The organism is Gordonia sp. NPDC003424, assembly GCF_053588655.1.
This window is the reverse complement of the sequence record NZ_JBSFQJ010000004.1, coordinates 269,612-284,383: the sequence shown is the minus strand read 5'-3', so window position 1 is coordinate 284,383 and position 14,772 is coordinate 269,612. Positions and strand designations below refer to the sequence as shown.

The following is a 14,772-nucleotide window of genomic DNA, read 5'->3' as shown; positions in this document are numbered from 1 at the left end:
CGACACCGAGGGGTCCTGGGACGACCTCGGGGGTTGCGCAACCCTCCTCGGGGGCGGACGGACTGGTTACCGTTGGCCACTCCGGGCGAAGGTGGGCGGTGGTTCCCGGTCCACGGGGACGGGCGGGATGGTTACCGCTGGTCTACCCGTGCGACCGAGGCCGCCCTAGCGTGACGGCGGAAACATGGAGGGGAACCACCGTCGGGGCCGAGACTATCACCGTCGGAACCCGTTGTCCTGTTTGACAATTCATGTCACACGGGGCGTGTCGGGGTCAGTCGGCGGCCAGGCGGTCCAAGGCCGCGGCGACGAGTTCGGGGGCCTGTTCGTCAGGGATGCGGGCCGCGGCCATGCCCGCCAGGGTGACGGTCATATCCCACGAGGCCCCGGCCTCGGCGGCCTCGGCCATCACGGAATTGACCGCCTCCACGTTCTGGTCATGTATGGCCAGAACGAGGCGGGCCGCCAAGGCCCGGGCGCGGTCGGAACGATGGGTGGAGGGGTTCATGGAGTTCTCCTTGGTGTGGTTTGCGCTGGTCAATCGGTGCCAGGGAAACATGAGGGATGCCTCATGTTTTCGACGGGAAGGAGACCGGCGGAGAAGGGGTGAGGGGCGCGGCCAAGCGATTCTGACCCCCTACCCCGGGACGCCTACGTGCGTCCATGCGCCGGTGGCACGATGCGCAGCGGGCCGAGTAGTGGTCCGGGTCCAGGCTGTAGGGGAATCCGAGATGGTCCACCAGTTCGTCCGGGTCCTGGTGGTCGTAGGACCAGTGGGCGGCCGGTTTGCCACAGTCCTCACATTCACGGTCCGCGGCCACGCCACGGTCCACGGTCAGGCGGTCATGGGCCGCGTTGTATCCCACTGGGCCGTCCCGTCGGGCGGTCCGTCGGCATCCGCACGAGGCGGTGTTACCGGCCGTGAGGTTCTTGGTCGGGACAATCGTTGTTGCGCCACAGTCGCATCGACAGGTCCACCCTCCATTGCCGGAACGGAACTCCAGGACTACGAGGGCACCGAACCGACGCCCGGTGAGGTCCGTTCGGTAGCGGGGCGGTGGAGTCGGGGAACCATAGCGCCGTGCGTAGTAGTAGTGGCGCTGGCACATCGCCCGACAAAGGACGGGGCGGATGCACCCCGAGACTGAACACTCGGTGGAGGTCATGTTCTTCTCCTCTTGCGATGGATGGACGGGCGGATACGGGCGCGTGATCCTCGGCGCCGTGCGGGCCGTGGAGGGCCTGGATTATCGGCGGAGTCCTCGGGGGTGGCCGTGCGGAGTGGGCGTGGTTTCCGTGGCCTCATCACGCTTTGGATGCCCGCGGTGGCCGCGGTCGGTCCGGTGATCCTCTGGGAGTTCAACTCCGAGGCCCAGGCCCAACAGGCACCACGGGCCGGACACGAGATACAGGTGGCCTCCACGGCCTTCTCCCGGTCGCGGTGAGAGGTGAACCCGAGGGCCTGGGCCGACACGTCGGGATCGAACAGACGCGGGTTGCGGGTACACGCGGCCCCGCGGAGGTTGGCGGACCCGGTGAGGATGGCCACGGCCAACGCCACCGGCCCGTCCTTGTCCTGTTGGACTCGGTGTAGTCCCCGGCTCACTGGGCACGCCCCCGGCCCTCGGCCGCGTCGATGACTTCGGACGCCAAGGCCTTCCGGTCCTCGGCCGACATGCTAGGGGTGTCCACGCCCAGGCCGTCGAGTAGGACGCCCTTTCGCCCGCGTGGGCGGCCCTGGACCCCGAGGGCGTCCAGGAGGGCGGTAGGTGACACCTTGGGCCGACGAGGGCGCCCGTTGCGGTCGGTCACTGGTCGGCCCTCCAGAGGTCCTCTCGTTCCTCCTCCACCCGGTCCCTGGTCCCGGTGATGACCTCGTATCCCGAGGCCCGCAGTTCCGCGGCCCAGGCCCCGTTACCCGTGCCCACGTCCACCAGGGCGGTGGTTAGGGTCTCGGCCAGATTCCCCGTCGGGGACTGGAGTTCGGCCGTCCCCGATGCCCACGCCACCACGGGATAGATGGGGGCGTACCTGGGCCGGTCGGGGTGGTACACCAACGCCCAGGTCTCCGAGGCCGGGACCATGGTGGCGGGGGTGAACTCACCAGCGCAGAGGTTGGCGGGTTCGGTGGGGGTGGCGTTCTCGGTAGTCATGGTCGGTTCTCCTTGTCTGAGAGGTGCGGGCCGATGCCCGTGAAGGGTGGAGCGTGGAGGCGTGGAGGGCGGTGGCGCGTTTCCACCCATGCCGCCCAGAGGTAAAACACCAGGTGAGAGAGAGATGAAACGAATCGCGTAAGGGGTATGTGTGAAGGCGTTCCACGCCTCCACGCCTCCACTGTTCGTCACGAGGTCACCCCGTAGAGGGGAGACTTCACGCGGGACTGGCCGCAGACCATGACTTCTCCTCTCTCCATGAGGAGGTCTAGGGCATCGGCCACCAGGGAACGGTCCACGCCGGTAACGGCCGCCTGTTTCACACGGTTGGCGGTGGCAGGCCCGTTGGCGCGCAACCACTTCTCCACCTTCTTGGCCACGGCGTCCACCATGAGGTCCCGCTGAGACGCGGAGATGACCTCCATTCGGGCGTTGGTGGTGGCCTTGGCCGCCATCTGGTCGGACCTCTCCTTGGCAAGTCCCAGGCGTACCGACGCACGGACACCATCGGAGTGGGACATGATGGCCTCGGCCACCTCCCAGACTTCGGGCGTGATGGAGGTGGACCCATGGAGGACCGCGAACGAGGCCGCGGCCTTCAGCTTCACGAGGTTCCGGTGGGCGTCCTCGTCCTGCCACCGTTGGCGGCGTCGGTCCCGACGAATCTCCCGGCGAATCTCGGGGTCCACGTCGAAGAAGTACCGGCCGGTGGTCGCTGGGAACTTCGGCAGAGTGATGGGCATGGGACGCGATGGCGCCACGTCCAGGTCCTCGTCCTCGTCGTCGCACTTGGGGACCGAGGCGTCCAACCAGAGGACCCGCTGGAGGGTCCCACCGGCCTCCTCCTCGAATATCGGGCCGCACCGTAGGGGTTGGGCGGCCACGGTGACCACGAGGCGGTACGTGTGCGCCTGGACCGATGCCCGGTTGGCCTTCACCTTGGTGTGGGTACCGATGCCGGAACCGGACCACGCCTTACGAATCTCCAGTGTGAGCGTCGAACCCTGGCGGCCACCGATGGCGGCCACCTGGTCCACTTCGTCAAAGTCGGCCCATGCCGCGTACCGAATACGAACGGAGACAGGGATTTTCCCCTTGCCACCGGCCGGGTCCGGGAGTTGCTGGGTCTCCACGAACAGGGACCCGAACGCCTCACCGGAGGCCACGGTGATCGGAACGAACACGTCGGCCAGGCGTTGGTGGCCGTCCTCCAGGTCCAACACGTCGGTGTCGGGCCAGGAGAATATCTCCGCCTTACCGGCGCCCTTGCCCGAACCCGAGGGACCGGCGTGGACGATGAGGAGGTTCAGGCCGCCCACGTCCTCCACGATGGCGGGGAGTAGCCATGTGTGAGGGGTGGCCAAGGCCGCCCGGGTGAGGGCGCCACCCAACAGGGTCCACTTGGACACCATGCGCTTATCGGCCTCGGCCTCGATGAACCGAGTGATGGCGGAGTAGTCGAACACCCGCTTCTCGGCCGCGGCCGGGGTGTACTTCGGGGCGGTCATCGGCGCGCCCTGAGGTTCTCCGTGAAGGCGTTCCAGGCGGGTATCCTGGGCGTATCGGCGGAGTGGTTACCGTCGGTGTCGGTGTTGTCGGGACGGTCCTCCGCGGGTTGGCGGGGGGCCGTTCTTTTCGTCTGGGACATGAATGTCTCCTGGGTATGTAAAGCGTTGCGCCACTTGGGCCGTGGAGGTCCCTATGGGTTGGGTTGGCGCTAGCGCGAACGTCGGCCGCGGGGGTTGTTCGGGCACCTGGACTTGTGGGTGACCATCACCGAGGCCGCGCCTCCGACGTGATGGCGAACCATCCCCGGGCGTCCGCATACGTCGCACCTCATCGCGGCGGCCTGGGCCTGGAGGTCCCGGCCGATCACCGCGCCCACCTCCGGGCGTGGGCGCCGATGGCCAGGCCGCCCGGGTAGGCGATGGCGGCCAGGAGGACCAGGACGAGGGCGGCGGTCATGCCACGCCACCCTGGGAGATGAAGCGGTCCAACTCGGCCGGGTCGATTCGGATGGTGCGAGTAGAGGGCCGGAAGGCCGAGAGTTTCCCGTCCGCGATGTATCGGCGGATGGTTCTGTCAGACACGCCGAGTTCGGCGGCAACGTCCTGGAGGGACAGGTAGCGCGTACGTGCGCGGGACTTGGTGGCCATGATGGCGGACTCCTGGGTGAGCATGAACAGGACGGACGTTCTCGTTCATGCGTCTCAGGGCGCCCAGGTCCCCGGCACGCCTGCCGGTTCGGGACCTTCGCTTATCCGCGTGTCGATGACATTAGACGTAAGTGTCCGGGATTGTCAACGGACTCCGTAGAGGTAACCTGTTGTGTAACAGTCTATTTGACGTTTGAGGTCAAAACAGAGGCTGTCTGATCTGCTAGTTTTCCTCTGCTAGTTCCGACAATCGGCGCGCAATTTCCGCGTCACGGCCCGCGGCCACGTGCTGGTATCTCATGCTCATCTCCGGGGTGGAGTGGCCGAGGCGGCCCATGAGTTCCTTGGTGGTGGCCCCGGCCTGGGCGGCCAGGACGGCCCCGACATGGCGGAGGTCATGGATACGAACGTCCGGTTTGCCCACCGAGGCCACCGCGGCCTTAAACGGTTTGGTGAAAGTGCCTGCCGTTAAACGTGTTCCGCGGATTGTGGTGAACACCAAGGCCTCGGGGCCGGGTTCGGTGAATCGCTTCATGTGGGCGGTGAGGGCCTTGGCAACGTGCGGGGGGACGGTTATGTCCCGGACTCCGGCCTCCGACTTGGGTTTGCCCTCCACGAGGTCCTTCCCCACGATGGTGGCCGCCCTCCGGATTTTCAGGACCATGGTGCCGTCCTTGGAGACCACCACGTCCTTCCGGCGAAGTTCAATCATCTCCCCGAACCGGAGGCCACACCAGGCGGTCACCGGGACACACGTCCGGTAGTGCTCGTGGAGTTTGGCGGTGGCCTGGACGAGTTCGGACGGGGTGAGGAGTTCCAGGTCCACCCGTTTGGGCCGACGCCCCGCCTTCTCCACTCGGCAGGGGTTCGCGGTCACGGCCAGGTTCTCGTCGGCCACGGCCGCGTTGAAGATGCCCTTCAGGAGGTTGTAGGCGTGGGCCGAGGTGGTGGGGGTGTCGTCGGCCTCCCGGTCCTTCCACCATGCCCTCACTGTCTCCAGGTCCACGTCCACCATGCGCTGGTCCCCGAGGTGGGGAAGAATCCGGCCGTCCAGGAGGGTCTGGTAGAGGTGGCGCGTTTTCGGGGTGAGGTCCTTGGTGGCCAACCAGGCCGTGGCGAACTCTCGGACGGTTACACCACCGGCCGCCTTGGCCGCGGCCCGGGAGGCCGGGGGAGTCCATTCCCCGCGTTCGATGAGGCGCCGTTCATCCGACAACCAGGCCTCCGCGTCAATCTTGGCGGAGTAGGTGGTGTACGCCGTGTGACGGGCCATGTCCGGGCCGACGTAGCGGGCCTGGAATCGCTTGGACGGGAGTTTGCGGATACTCCCGAATGACCGTTGTCCTGCCATGCCCACGCCTCCAGTTCGTGCCCAGTCCGTGCCCAATGAGCCTACATTGGCGCCGTCCACGTGCGGATATGTCCGCACATGTCAACCAGGATATGGCCAGGTTAGGGGCATGTTCTGGCAGGTGGGAGGGTGTTTCTGGGCCATTTCCCTGTCCAGGTTCGAGTCCTGGTGGGGGAGCCCCTTTGACAAGCGTAAACGCGCTGGAGTGCGGTCAGCGTGCCAGACGTTGGGCACGACAGAGGCCACGGACCGGGTGATCCGAGGCCTTGGCCGAGCGTGTGGAGACGCGGCATGGTCTCCGAGATATTCAGTTGTTGCCCTTGTTCTCTAACCCTTGGCCCAGGCTCATGAGGACCTCGCAATGATGGTGTCGGCCGCCGACGCGGTACGGCATCGGCAGACCCTCAAAGGTGTAGGTCTTGGTCCTCCAGACCACCGTGGTGACCTGTTCGATACGGGAGTCGGTGACCACCAGCCGGTAGGTGGTCAGCGTGGTGGACCGGCCGCGCTCGGCCTGCTCCTTCATCGTTCTCACCACGGCCGCCACCGATCTTGAGCGTCACCGTGTCCCGGAGGAGGAGCCGCGGCATTACGGGCCCTCCGGCGGTAGCGGTTGAGGACCATCTGTTCGGCCATGGCCACGTCGGCCACGAGACGCTGGCAGAGCATGGCGTCCAAGCCGATAACCGACTGGCGCGCAAGCTCATTCGAGAACCGGATGAGGGTCGAAGATCTTGGGTCCAGCGGCCGGGACGACCGAGGCGGCCTCCAGAGGTTGGACCAGGAGGCTGGCTACCTGTTCCTTGTGCCCAGATGCCGAGCACGCAGGTGGAAGTTCGCCGAAACCATGGACCCGAGACCGAGGTCGCGATCCTGGACGCCGTTCACGATTCCCTGGTGGCCGCATTCGCGATCCCCGTGGTGGACAAGCATGTGAGGCTTGTGGTTCACGAGCCTCACAGGTTCGCGGTACCTCCGACTCTCAGCACGCCGGAGGCGTACACGCTGGTGACGGTTGATTGCTTCGCCGGTAGGACCGTTGACGCCAAGCGCGCTCTATATCGGGAGGTCACAAGCCGCCTGGAACCGCTGGGGATTCCATGTGACCACGTCACCGTCGTTGTTCGTGACATCGACACGGCGAGTTGGGGAATCCGTGGCGGGCAGGCGGCGTGCGACGTTGATCTTGGGTTCGAGATAAACGTCTGACCGACGCCTACGCGTTCTGACGAAGGATTCCGAGGAGATCCATGCCTCCCGAGGCCTGTCCCATTGCTCCCTGCGCCGCGGCGTCGGGAGCGAACCGGCAGGCCTTGAGGTGAGGCTTGGCCTCCAGGAGCGCGGTGATGGCGGCCTGGAGGGCCTCGGGCTGTCCAGGTGGGCCGCGTCGAACGGGAGGTCCGCGGGGTCGGCCAGCGCGCCGGTTTGTTCCACGCCCACCCATCCTCGGATTCCGTGCTCTCCGAGCCGGTTTCGGCGGTACTCGCTGCCGTGGAGTCGGTGGTCTCCGAGGCCACAGGAGCGGTTTCCGAGGCCGTATCGGTGGCCTCGGGGCCGGCCTCGACGGGGCGCCACGCGACGCCGCCTACGACGTGCTCGAGCCCGCAGTGGCTTCAGTCTGCGGCGGCAGGTCGATCTCGTAGACGACGAACTCCGTCCTGGCCACCTTGTCGTACAGGTATCGGGCCGTGGTGTTGTCCGCGGCGGTCTGCCAATACACCTTCGGAATCTCCTGCGCGGCGGCCCATTCGGTGACTCGCGCGATGAGGGCTCGGCCGGCCCCGGTGGAGCGGGCATCGCTCGCCACGAACAGATCCTCGAGGTAGCAGTAGGGCGCGTCGCTCCATGTGGACGGATGGGTGAGCCAATGGACGAAGCCGACTGGGCGTCCGGCATCGTCGCGCGCGAGGGCGCCCCACATGGCGAACTCGGGATCGAGGATCCGATCGAACGTGAGCGCGGTCTGCTCGTCGGACAAGGAGTGTCGGTAGAAGTCGAGATAGCCGTGCCACAGCGGCAGCCAGTCGTCGTGGTCGGCGGCGGTCAATGGATTCGTGGAGACGGACATCCCGACATGCTAACGGCCGCAGGTTCTTCGGGTCGCGCTAATGCAGCAGTTCCTGCCAGTTCGACGGAATCCGGTCGTGCGGTGCGGGAGTCGGTTGATCGGCGGGATGACTTGTCGGCGGCGCCAATTCGGGTCCCTCCGCGAACTCGTTCGTGGAGTAGTCCCAGAACCAGTCCTCGCCGGGTTCGAAGCTCTGGATGTAGGGATGGCCGGTGTCGGCGGCGTGGTGTGATGCATGTTGGGCGGGGGAGGTGTCGCAGCATCCGATGTGGCCGCAGGCGGCGCACCGTCGGAGGTGGACCCACCAGCCGTCGTCGGTCGCGAGGCAGTCGGCGCACCCGGTGCCCGACGGCGGGACGCTCGGATCGAGTGGGTTGTCGGTGACCATCCACCCAGGCTACGCACGCCCCGGCCGGTCTGTCGAGATGCCGGCGACGGACACGAATCTTGCTGCGCCACAGGATCTCTGTTAGACTTCGAACATACATTCGAGAGCACCTTGGGGGGTGGTTCCGATACTGGCAACCGACGACGATCTACGCGCTCTGATCACCGATCTGGTGGCGATGCCCGCGGCCGATAGCGAACCGCAGGCGACGGATCGGCTGACGATCCTCGAGGAGATCAAGTCCGCGGCCACCGCGGCGCAGGTCCGCGAGACCGGTCGCCTCGACGACCTGCGCAACGCGGATGAGGTCGCGCGCAAGGTCCCCAAGGCCCGTCAGGGGCGCGGGCTCTCGGCCGAGATCGGCTTGGCGCGCAAGGCTTCCCCGCAGAGAGGTGCGCAGTATCTCGGCTTGGCCCGCGCCATGGCCGAGATGCCGCATACCTACGCCGCTTTGCAGACCGGTGTGCTCACCGAATGGCGCGTCACGATCCTGGTGCGGGAAACCGGTTATCTCACGCGCGAGGCCCGCGAGGAGATCGACCGCCGCGTCTGTGCCGACCCGGAGGCGCTGATCGGCAAGAGCGACAGGCAGATCGAGGCCGACACCAAGAAGCACGCCTACGAACTCGATCCGCACGCGGTGGTCGCGCGTGCGGCCAAGGCCGAGAAACATCGCCGCGTCACGAGTCGACCGGCACCCGATCTCATGGCCAATGTCACTGCGCTGCTGCCGATGAAGCAAGGGGTGGCCGTGTACGCGGCGCTGAAACAGCACGCGGACAGTGTGGTCGGCGGCGATGACCGCACCCGTGACCAGATCATGGCCGACACGCTCGTCGAACGGGTCACCGGCCAGGCCGCGGCGTCGGGCGTCCCGGTCGCGGTCAACCTCGTCGTCTCCACCGACACGCTTCTCGGCCTCAGCGATCAAGTGGCTGAAATCCCCGGGCAGGGGCCGATTCCTGCCGCGATGGCTCGGCAGATGGTCATCGACGGTCTCGATCTCGCGGAGACCGAGACAACCCTGCGGCGACTGTTCGCCCGGCCCGACGACGGCGCCATCGTCTCGATGGAGTCAACCGCCCGCGCCTTCCCGAAGAGCTTGGCACATCTGATCCGGGTCCGTGACAAGTGTTGTCGCACAGCATATTGCGGCAACGTCATCGCGGAAATCGACCACGCCCGCTCGCACGCCGACGGCGGAGCGACCAGCGCGGACAATGCGGACGGGTGCTGCCGAGTGCACAACCGCGCCAAGGAGATGCCGGGCTGGAGTTATCTCATCGTCGAGTCAGCCGGGCCGCACACCATGCAGATCACCACGCCCACCGGGGACCGGCACACCACCACGGCACCGGCGGCGGTGGGCCACCGACCGCCCACGGTCAGCCGCGCGGAGATCAGATTCCATCAACTGTTACTGGTCGCCTGACCGGTAACACGTGCGCGGTCACGCTCGGCCACGGGGAAGACCATGGGCTGCATGCAGTTCGGGCGGCCGGGCGGGTGACCCGGCCGGACCTGGGGACCTCGATCCTCGTCACCCGCTACCTGTCGGGGTCGTGGCAGTGCCGCCGTTTGTTCGCGCGGCTGCCACCCGATCAACCCCGGCAACGGGGTCGCCTGTACGACGCCATGGCCTCCCTGCTGGTCGATCTGCACCGGAACGGCGTGTTCTGGGGTGACTGCTCACTGGCCAACACGTTGTTCTCGCGCGACGGACAGCAACTGCAGGCCTGGCTCGTCGACGCCGAGACCGCGGAAACCCACGACGCACTCTCCGACGGGCAGCGCGAACACGACATGACGATCCTCGTCGAGAATGCCGCCGCCGGCCTGATCGACGGTGCGGCACGATTGGGTAGGCCACCCGGGTTGTATCCGACATTGGTCGACGAGGCCTTGGGTATCCGTGACCGCTACAACGAGTTGTGGGTGGTCCTCCATGCCGAACCCGTCTTCAGCTTCGGCGACCGGTATCGGGTGGAGTCGGTGGTCCGCCGACTCAACGGGATGGGATTCGTCGTCGACGAGGTCGCGATGAGTCCGCAGCGGGCGGGTGTGTCCGACCGGCTGCAACTGCACGTCGGCGTCGGGGACCGCCGGTTTCACGCCGACCGCCTGCGACGGCTGACCGGGCTGGAAGTGGGGGACGGGCAGGCGTCCATCCTGCTCGGCGATGTCGATGCATACCGGGTGTAGTTGGCCTCCGAGACCGGCGAGGATGTCGACCAGACCACGGCCGGCCAGCTGTGGATCCGTGAGGTACTGATGCCGACGATGCACCGAGCGCATCAGGCCGTCGGTGGTCATGGCACAGCCGTCCAGGCATACTGCGACCTCTTGGAGGTGCGGTACCTGCTGAGCGAGCGGGCGGCTCGCGATGTCGGGATCGAGGTCGCGCTCGACGCGCTGGCGACCGGGCGGACTCCGGTGGACTCCGCCGCACGATTGGGAGTCGCGGAGACCCCCACCGCCGAGATCGACATGCGCGCGTTGATGCGAGAGATCGCCGAGGGCTGAGACCGCGCGCGTCAACACGCAAACGCCCGGGTTCCCACCAGCCTCCCAGGTTGCACACTGGGATGGAGGTAGGGACCCGGGCGTTTCCCTTCGACAAGCTCAGGGAGCGGCGGGACCGCGCAGGGAGCGGCGGGGCGGCGCAGCGGCGGGACGGCTCAGTGCGCCATGGCGAGCGCTTCGGGCGCAGCGGCCGGGAGCTTGCCGCCGCGGACGACGGCCGCCGCGATCACACTGCCGACGGCGAACACCGCCGCCGCAACCCAGAACGTCGTGGTGTAGGAGTGCACCGCCGCCAGCTGGGCGAGTTCGGCCGGATTCAGCACGTGCGCGGCGTTGGTCGTGGCGTACGACGCCGCCGCACTCGCCGCGATGGTGCTCAGCAACGCCGTGCCCACCGAACCGCCGACCTGCTGCATGGTGTTGACCGTGGCCGACGCGACACCGGCGTCGTCGGAGGACACCCCGGAGATCGCGCCCTGCATGGCCGGCGCCATCGAGGCGCCGATGCCCACGCCCAGCACGAGCAGTGCGGGCAGCACATGCGTTGCGTACGAACTGGTTTCGCTGATCTGCGTCAGCAGTACCATGCCGCCGGCGGCGATCATCATGCCCGACGCCATCAGCCAACGCGGTCCGAAGCGGGGCAGCAGCACACCCGTCGCGGTGGTCGCGGTGACCACCAGCATGCCGATCATCGGCAGGAACGCCAGACCGGTGCGGATCGGGCTGAACCCGAGGTTCTGCTGCAGGTAGTAGGTGAGGAACAGGAAGATGCCGAACATTCCGATACCGGCGATGAACACGACGAGATACGAGCCGGCGCGCGTGCGGTCGGCGATCACCCGCAACGGGAGCAGCGGATGCTCTGCCCGCGACTGCCACCAGACGAAGCCGGCCAGCAGCACCACGCCGGCGACCAGCCAGGTGACGGTGGCCCAGTCGGCCCAACCGTTGGTCTCGGCGTTGGAGAAGCCGAAGACGATCGAGAACAGCGCGGCCGACACGGTCACCACGCCCGGCAGATCCAGCTTCGGGCGGTGCTCGGAGCGGTGGGCACCGACGAACAGGACGGCGCCGACCAAAGCGATGATGGCGATCGGCACGTTCACATACAGGCACCACCGCCAGCTCGCCCACTCGGTGAGCATGCCGCCGAGCAGCAGTCCCAACGCGCCGCCGCCGCCGGCGATGGCACCGAAGATGCCGAAGGCACGGCCGCGTTCGGCGGGATCGGTGAACGTCGTCGTCAACAGGGACAGTGCGGCCGGCGCGAGCAGTGCACCGAACACGCCCTGGCCGGCGCGTGCGGCCACCAGCATCTCGAAGTTGACCGCGGCGCCACCGATCGCCGACATCGTCGCGAAGCCGATGAGGCCGATGATGAAGGTGGTGCGTCGGCCCCACAGATCCGAGAGCCGGCCGCCGAGCAGCAGCAGACTGCCGAAGGCCAGCGCATAAGCGGTGACGATCCACTGGCGGTCGGCATTGTCGAACCCGAGCGCGGCCTGCGCGTGCGGGAGCGAGATGTTCACGATGGTCGCGTCGAGCACGACCATCAGCTGTGCGAGGGCGAGCACACCCAGCACAACCCAGCGCAGGCGGTGATGCCGCGCGGCGTCCGATTCCTTCTCGACAGGACCGCTGTCGAGTTCGGAGTAGACAGTGCTCGTACGAGCCTCCGATCAGAGCGAGTTAGACGGAGGTACGTCCTCCGGTTACCCGAGCCAACGTACTCTAACCGGAGTTTGTTCCTCCACTTGATATGCTGTGATCGTGATTACCCGCTCGCCTGCGACCGACGCCGGGCACCGCAAGCTGCGCGCCGATGCCGAGCGCAACCGTCTGCGCATCATCGAGGCGGCCCGTGAGTTGTTCGCCGAGCGCGGGCTCGACGTGACCCTCGACGACGTGGCCGCCCATGCCGGCGTGGGTGTGGGCACCGTGTATCGCCGATTCGCCAACCGCGACGAGCTGATCGTCGGCGTCCTCACCGAACATCTCGCACAGCTCACCGACGCCGCACGGGGCGCGCTGGACAATCCGGACCCGTGGGAGGCGGTCGTCGATCTCCTCACCCTGGTGGCCTCGACGATGGCCACGGATCGGGGACTGGCCGCGATCATCGTGCAGATCGACCACTCGCACACCGACATCGAGGCGACCAAAACGGATCTGACGGCACAGGTGCAGCAGGTCTTCGACCGGGCAAAGGACGCCGGAGTGTTGCGGCCGGATCTGGAACCCACCGATTTCTTCGGGGTGCTGATCATGCTGTCGGCGATCGGACAGAAGACCGAGCCCGTGGTGCCGGGAGCGTGGCAGCGATTCCTGCAATTGATCCTCGACGGCATCCGCGCGGACGGCCGGGACGATCTCACCGTGCCGGCGCTGAGTGACGAACAGATTCAGGAGATCCAGCGCCACAAGGGAGTTGAGCGCTGAGGCGGACTCGGCCGCCGACTACGACGCGGCCGAATGATCGACCGCCTCCCGCGAGCGACGACCCCGCTGGATCACCGGATCCGGGTACGGCACCGCGTCGATGAGCGCCACCGTGTACGGGTCGGTCGGAGTCGTCAGGACGGTGCGGGCATCGCCACTCTCCACCACTCGGCCACCACGCAACACCGTGACACGGTCGGAGACCTGCTCGACGACGGCGAGGTCGTGGCTGATGAACACGGCGGCGAACCCGAACTCGTGCTGTAGTTCCTTGAACAGGTCGAGCACGCGGGCCTGCACCGACACGTCGAGCGCACTGGTCGGTTCGTCGGCGATCAGCAGGCTGGGCTCTGCGGAGAGCGCGCGGGCCAGCGCGACCCGCTGGCGTTGGCCGCCCGACAGTTCATGGGGGAGTCGGGAAGCGAACGACTGCGGCAGGTGCACGGCGGTGAGCAGTTCGGCGACCCGTCGGTCTTGTGAACCGCGATCGCCGATGCGCTGAACCTCCAACGGTTCCCGGATGGACTCACCGACGGTGAACCGGGGATCCAGCGATGCCGTCGGATCTTGTGGCACGAAGGCCACCGTGCGGCGGACGGCGCGCAACTGCGAGCGCGGGATCGTCGAGATGTCCTGCCCGTCGATGCGGATGCGGCCGGCCGACAAGGGCAACAGTCCTCCGATGGCGCGCCCCAACGTGGTTTTGCCGGAACCGGATTCGCCGACCACACCGACGACCTCGCCGGGCGCGACCGACAACGACACGTCCGACAGCGCGACGAGCGGCTTGTTCCCGAGCCGTCCCGGGTGGCTGACCGTGACCGAATCGACCTCCAGGATCGGCGGTGCGGACTCCTGCGACACGCTCTCCGACGATGCCCCGTCGGTGGCCTCCGGGAGCCGGGGCACGGCCGCGAGCAGCTGCCGGGTGTACGGTGCGCTCGGGTTCGCGAAGAGCTCGTGAACCTCCGACTCGTCGACGACCTCCCCGAGTTGGACGACCACCACGTGGTCGGCGATGTCGGCGACCACACCGAGATTGTGCGTGATCAGCAGGATTCCGGCGTTGGTGCGATCCCGCAGCCGCACCAGGAGATCGAGGATGTCGCGTTGCACCGACACATCGAGCGCCGTGGTCGGTTCGTCGGCGAGCAGGAGCAGCGGGTCGTTGGCGAGGGCGAGCGCGATGACGACACGCTGCTTCTGACCGCCGGAGAGCTGGTGGGGGTAATAGTCCACCCGGACGTCGGGATCGGGGATCTCCACCAGCGTCAGCAATTCGACGGCCCGGCGCCGAGCCTCGGCGCGAGTGATCCGCTGATGCGTGCGGATCGCCTGGTGCAGTTGCCATCCCACGGTCCGGACCGGATTGAGGGCGGTCTGCGGCTCCTGGAACACCATCGCCACCTGGGAGCCGCGGATCGTATTCAATTCTCGCTCAGGACGATTCAGTACCTCCACGCCGCCGACCCGGACGGACCCGGTGGCCCGGGCGGTGTCCGGCAGCAGTCCGATGGCGGCGCGCGCGGTCATGGTCTTGCCGGAGCCGGATTCGCCGACCAGCGCGACGATCTGGCCGCGGTCGACGCGCAGACTGATGCCGGACACGGCCGGGCGTGGAAAGTCGAAGGTCACCCGGAGGTCGGTGACCTCGAGCGCAGGAGAGATGGTAGCGTCGTTCGCGCTCATGG

At 67.2% G+C, this 14,772-nt stretch carries 14 protein-coding genes and 2 pseudogenes; 5 read left to right on the top strand and 11 right to left on the bottom strand.

Going from position 1 to position 14,772, the window contains the following annotated elements; all coding sequences use genetic code 11:
* Positions 1–274 precede the first annotated feature (274 nt).
* Positions 275–508: a hypothetical protein gene (locus ACWDTI_RS08715; RefSeq protein ID WP_449737665.1), complete on the bottom strand. Its 234-nt coding sequence runs from the start codon at positions 506–508 to the stop codon at positions 275–277.
* 808 nt (positions 509–1,316) lie between these two features.
* On the opposite strand from ACWDTI_RS08715, the gene ACWDTI_RS08710 reads away from it, so the two are divergent.
* Positions 1,317–1,445, top strand: a complete 129-nt coding sequence (locus ACWDTI_RS08710; protein ID WP_449737664.1) for a hypothetical protein — start codon at positions 1,317–1,319, stop codon at positions 1,443–1,445.
* Positions 1,446–1,808: 363 nt separating this feature from the next.
* On the opposite strand, the gene ACWDTI_RS08705 is transcribed toward ACWDTI_RS08710, so the two are convergent.
* The 6 genes and pseudogenes from ACWDTI_RS08705 to ACWDTI_RS08680 form a co-directional block, all read right to left on the bottom strand.
* Entirely contained in the window at positions 1,809–2,153 is a 345-nt protein-coding gene (locus tag ACWDTI_RS08705) for a hypothetical protein (protein ID WP_449737663.1), read from the bottom strand.
* A 188-nt stretch (positions 2,154–2,341) separates the two neighbouring features.
* The gene (locus ACWDTI_RS08700; RefSeq protein WP_449737662.1) at positions 2,342–3,661 is read right to left on the bottom strand and encodes a hypothetical protein; all 1,320 of its coding nucleotides are present in this window, start codon (positions 3,659–3,661) and stop codon (positions 2,342–2,344) included.
* Positions 3,662–4,114: 453 nt separating this feature from the next.
* Positions 4,115–4,309 (bottom strand): helix-turn-helix transcriptional regulator, encoded by a 195-nt coding sequence (locus tag ACWDTI_RS08695; protein ID WP_449737661.1) that lies wholly within the window; start codon positions 4,307–4,309, stop codon positions 4,115–4,117.
* Positions 4,310–4,532: 223 nt separating this feature from the next.
* Complete coding sequence (locus ACWDTI_RS08690; RefSeq protein WP_449737660.1) at positions 4,533–5,660, bottom strand: tyrosine-type recombinase/integrase; 1,128 nt, start codon at positions 5,658–5,660, stop codon at positions 4,533–4,535.
* 307 nt (positions 5,661–5,967) lie between these two features.
* Positions 5,968–6,186 (bottom strand): hypothetical protein, encoded by a 219-nt coding sequence (locus ACWDTI_RS08685; protein WP_449737659.1) that lies wholly within the window; start codon positions 6,184–6,186, stop codon positions 5,968–5,970.
* 104 nt (positions 6,187–6,290) lie between these two features.
* Positions 6,291–6,444: pseudogene (locus tag ACWDTI_RS08680) on the bottom strand (phage major capsid protein); the annotation flags it as partial.
* 29 nt (positions 6,445–6,473) lie between these two features.
* Here ACWDTI_RS08680 and ACWDTI_RS08675 point away from each other — a divergent pair.
* The gene (locus tag ACWDTI_RS08675; RefSeq protein WP_449737658.1) at positions 6,474–6,869 is read left to right on the top strand and encodes a tautomerase family protein; all 396 of its coding nucleotides are present in this window, start codon (positions 6,474–6,476) and stop codon (positions 6,867–6,869) included.
* Positions 6,870–7,245: 376 nt separating this feature from the next.
* Here ACWDTI_RS08675 and ACWDTI_RS08670 read toward each other — a convergent pair whose 3' ends face one another.
* Both ACWDTI_RS08670 and ACWDTI_RS08665 read right to left on the bottom strand, forming a co-directional pair.
* Positions 7,246–7,728, bottom strand: coding sequence for an N-acetyltransferase family protein (locus ACWDTI_RS08670; RefSeq protein WP_449737657.1), 483 nt, complete (start codon positions 7,726–7,728; stop codon positions 7,246–7,248).
* A gap of 37 nt (positions 7,729–7,765) precedes the next feature.
* A complete protein-coding gene (locus tag ACWDTI_RS08665; protein ID WP_449737656.1) occupies positions 7,766–8,116 on the bottom strand; it encodes a UBP-type zinc finger domain-containing protein in 351 nt (116 codons plus the stop codon).
* Between the two features lie 178 nt (positions 8,117–8,294).
* Between ACWDTI_RS08665 and ACWDTI_RS08660 the strand changes: the two genes are divergently transcribed.
* Positions 8,295–9,548 (top strand): HNH endonuclease, encoded by a 1,254-nt coding sequence (locus tag ACWDTI_RS08660; protein WP_449737655.1) that lies wholly within the window; start codon positions 8,295–8,297, stop codon positions 9,546–9,548.
* Between the two features lie 35 nt (positions 9,549–9,583).
* Positions 9,584–10,639: pseudogene (locus ACWDTI_RS08655) on the top strand (DUF4032 domain-containing protein); the annotation flags it as partial.
* Positions 10,640–10,794: 155 nt separating this feature from the next.
* Here ACWDTI_RS08655 and ACWDTI_RS08650 read toward each other — a convergent pair.
* Complete coding sequence (locus ACWDTI_RS08650) at positions 10,795–12,216, bottom strand: DHA2 family efflux MFS transporter permease subunit (RefSeq protein WP_449737654.1); 1,422 nt, start codon at positions 12,214–12,216, stop codon at positions 10,795–10,797.
* A 196-nt stretch (positions 12,217–12,412) separates the two neighbouring features.
* On the opposite strand from ACWDTI_RS08650, the gene ACWDTI_RS08645 reads away from it, so the two are divergent.
* Entirely contained in the window at positions 12,413–13,081 is a 669-nt protein-coding gene (locus ACWDTI_RS08645) for a TetR/AcrR family transcriptional regulator (protein ID WP_449737653.1), read from the top strand.
* Positions 13,082–13,099: 18 nt separating this feature from the next.
* Here ACWDTI_RS08645 and ACWDTI_RS08640 read toward each other — a convergent pair whose 3' ends face one another.
* The gene (locus ACWDTI_RS08640) at positions 13,100–14,770 is read right to left on the bottom strand and encodes a dipeptide ABC transporter ATP-binding protein (RefSeq protein WP_449737652.1); all 1,671 of its coding nucleotides are present in this window, start codon (positions 14,768–14,770) and stop codon (positions 13,100–13,102) included.
* Positions 14,771–14,772 lie beyond the last annotated feature (2 nt).

Bases quoted from the DNA above. Each gene is read 5' to 3' on its own strand.
- ACWDTI_RS08670 (WP_449737657.1), bottom strand. From the start codon at position 7,728: ATGTCCGTCTCCACGAATCCATTGACCGCCGCCGACCACGACGACTGG.
- ACWDTI_RS08695 (WP_449737661.1), bottom strand. From the start codon at position 4,309: ATGGCCACCAAGTCCCGCGCACGTACGCGCTACCTGTCCCTCCAGGAC.
- ACWDTI_RS08660 (WP_449737655.1), top strand. From the start codon at position 8,295: ATGCCCGCGGCCGATAGCGAACCGCAGGCGACGGATCGGCTGACGATC.
- ACWDTI_RS08685 (WP_449737659.1), bottom strand. From the start codon at position 6,186: ATGAAGGAGCAGGCCGAGCGCGGCCGGTCCACCACGCTGACCACCTAC.
- ACWDTI_RS08715 (WP_449737665.1), bottom strand. From the start codon at position 508: ATGAACCCCTCCACCCATCGTTCCGACCGCGCCCGGGCCTTGGCGGCC.
- ACWDTI_RS08640 (WP_449737652.1), bottom strand. From the start codon at position 14,770: ATGAGCGCGAACGACGCTACCATCTCTCCTGCGCTCGAGGTCACCGAC.
- ACWDTI_RS08700 (WP_449737662.1), bottom strand. From the start codon at position 3,661: ATGACCGCCCCGAAGTACACCCCGGCCGCGGCCGAGAAGCGGGTGTTC.
- ACWDTI_RS08665 (WP_449737656.1), bottom strand. From the start codon at position 8,116: ATGGTCACCGACAACCCACTCGATCCGAGCGTCCCGCCGTCGGGCACC.
- ACWDTI_RS08710 (WP_449737664.1), top strand. From the start codon at position 1,317: ATGCCCGCGGTGGCCGCGGTCGGTCCGGTGATCCTCTGGGAGTTCAAC.
- ACWDTI_RS08705 (WP_449737663.1), bottom strand. From the start codon at position 2,153: ATGACTACCGAGAACGCCACCCCCACCGAACCCGCCAACCTCTGCGCT.
- ACWDTI_RS08675 (WP_449737658.1), top strand. From the start codon at position 6,474: ATGCCGAGCACGCAGGTGGAAGTTCGCCGAAACCATGGACCCGAGACC.
- ACWDTI_RS08690 (WP_449737660.1), bottom strand. From the start codon at position 5,660: ATGGCAGGACAACGGTCATTCGGGAGTATCCGCAAACTCCCGTCCAAG.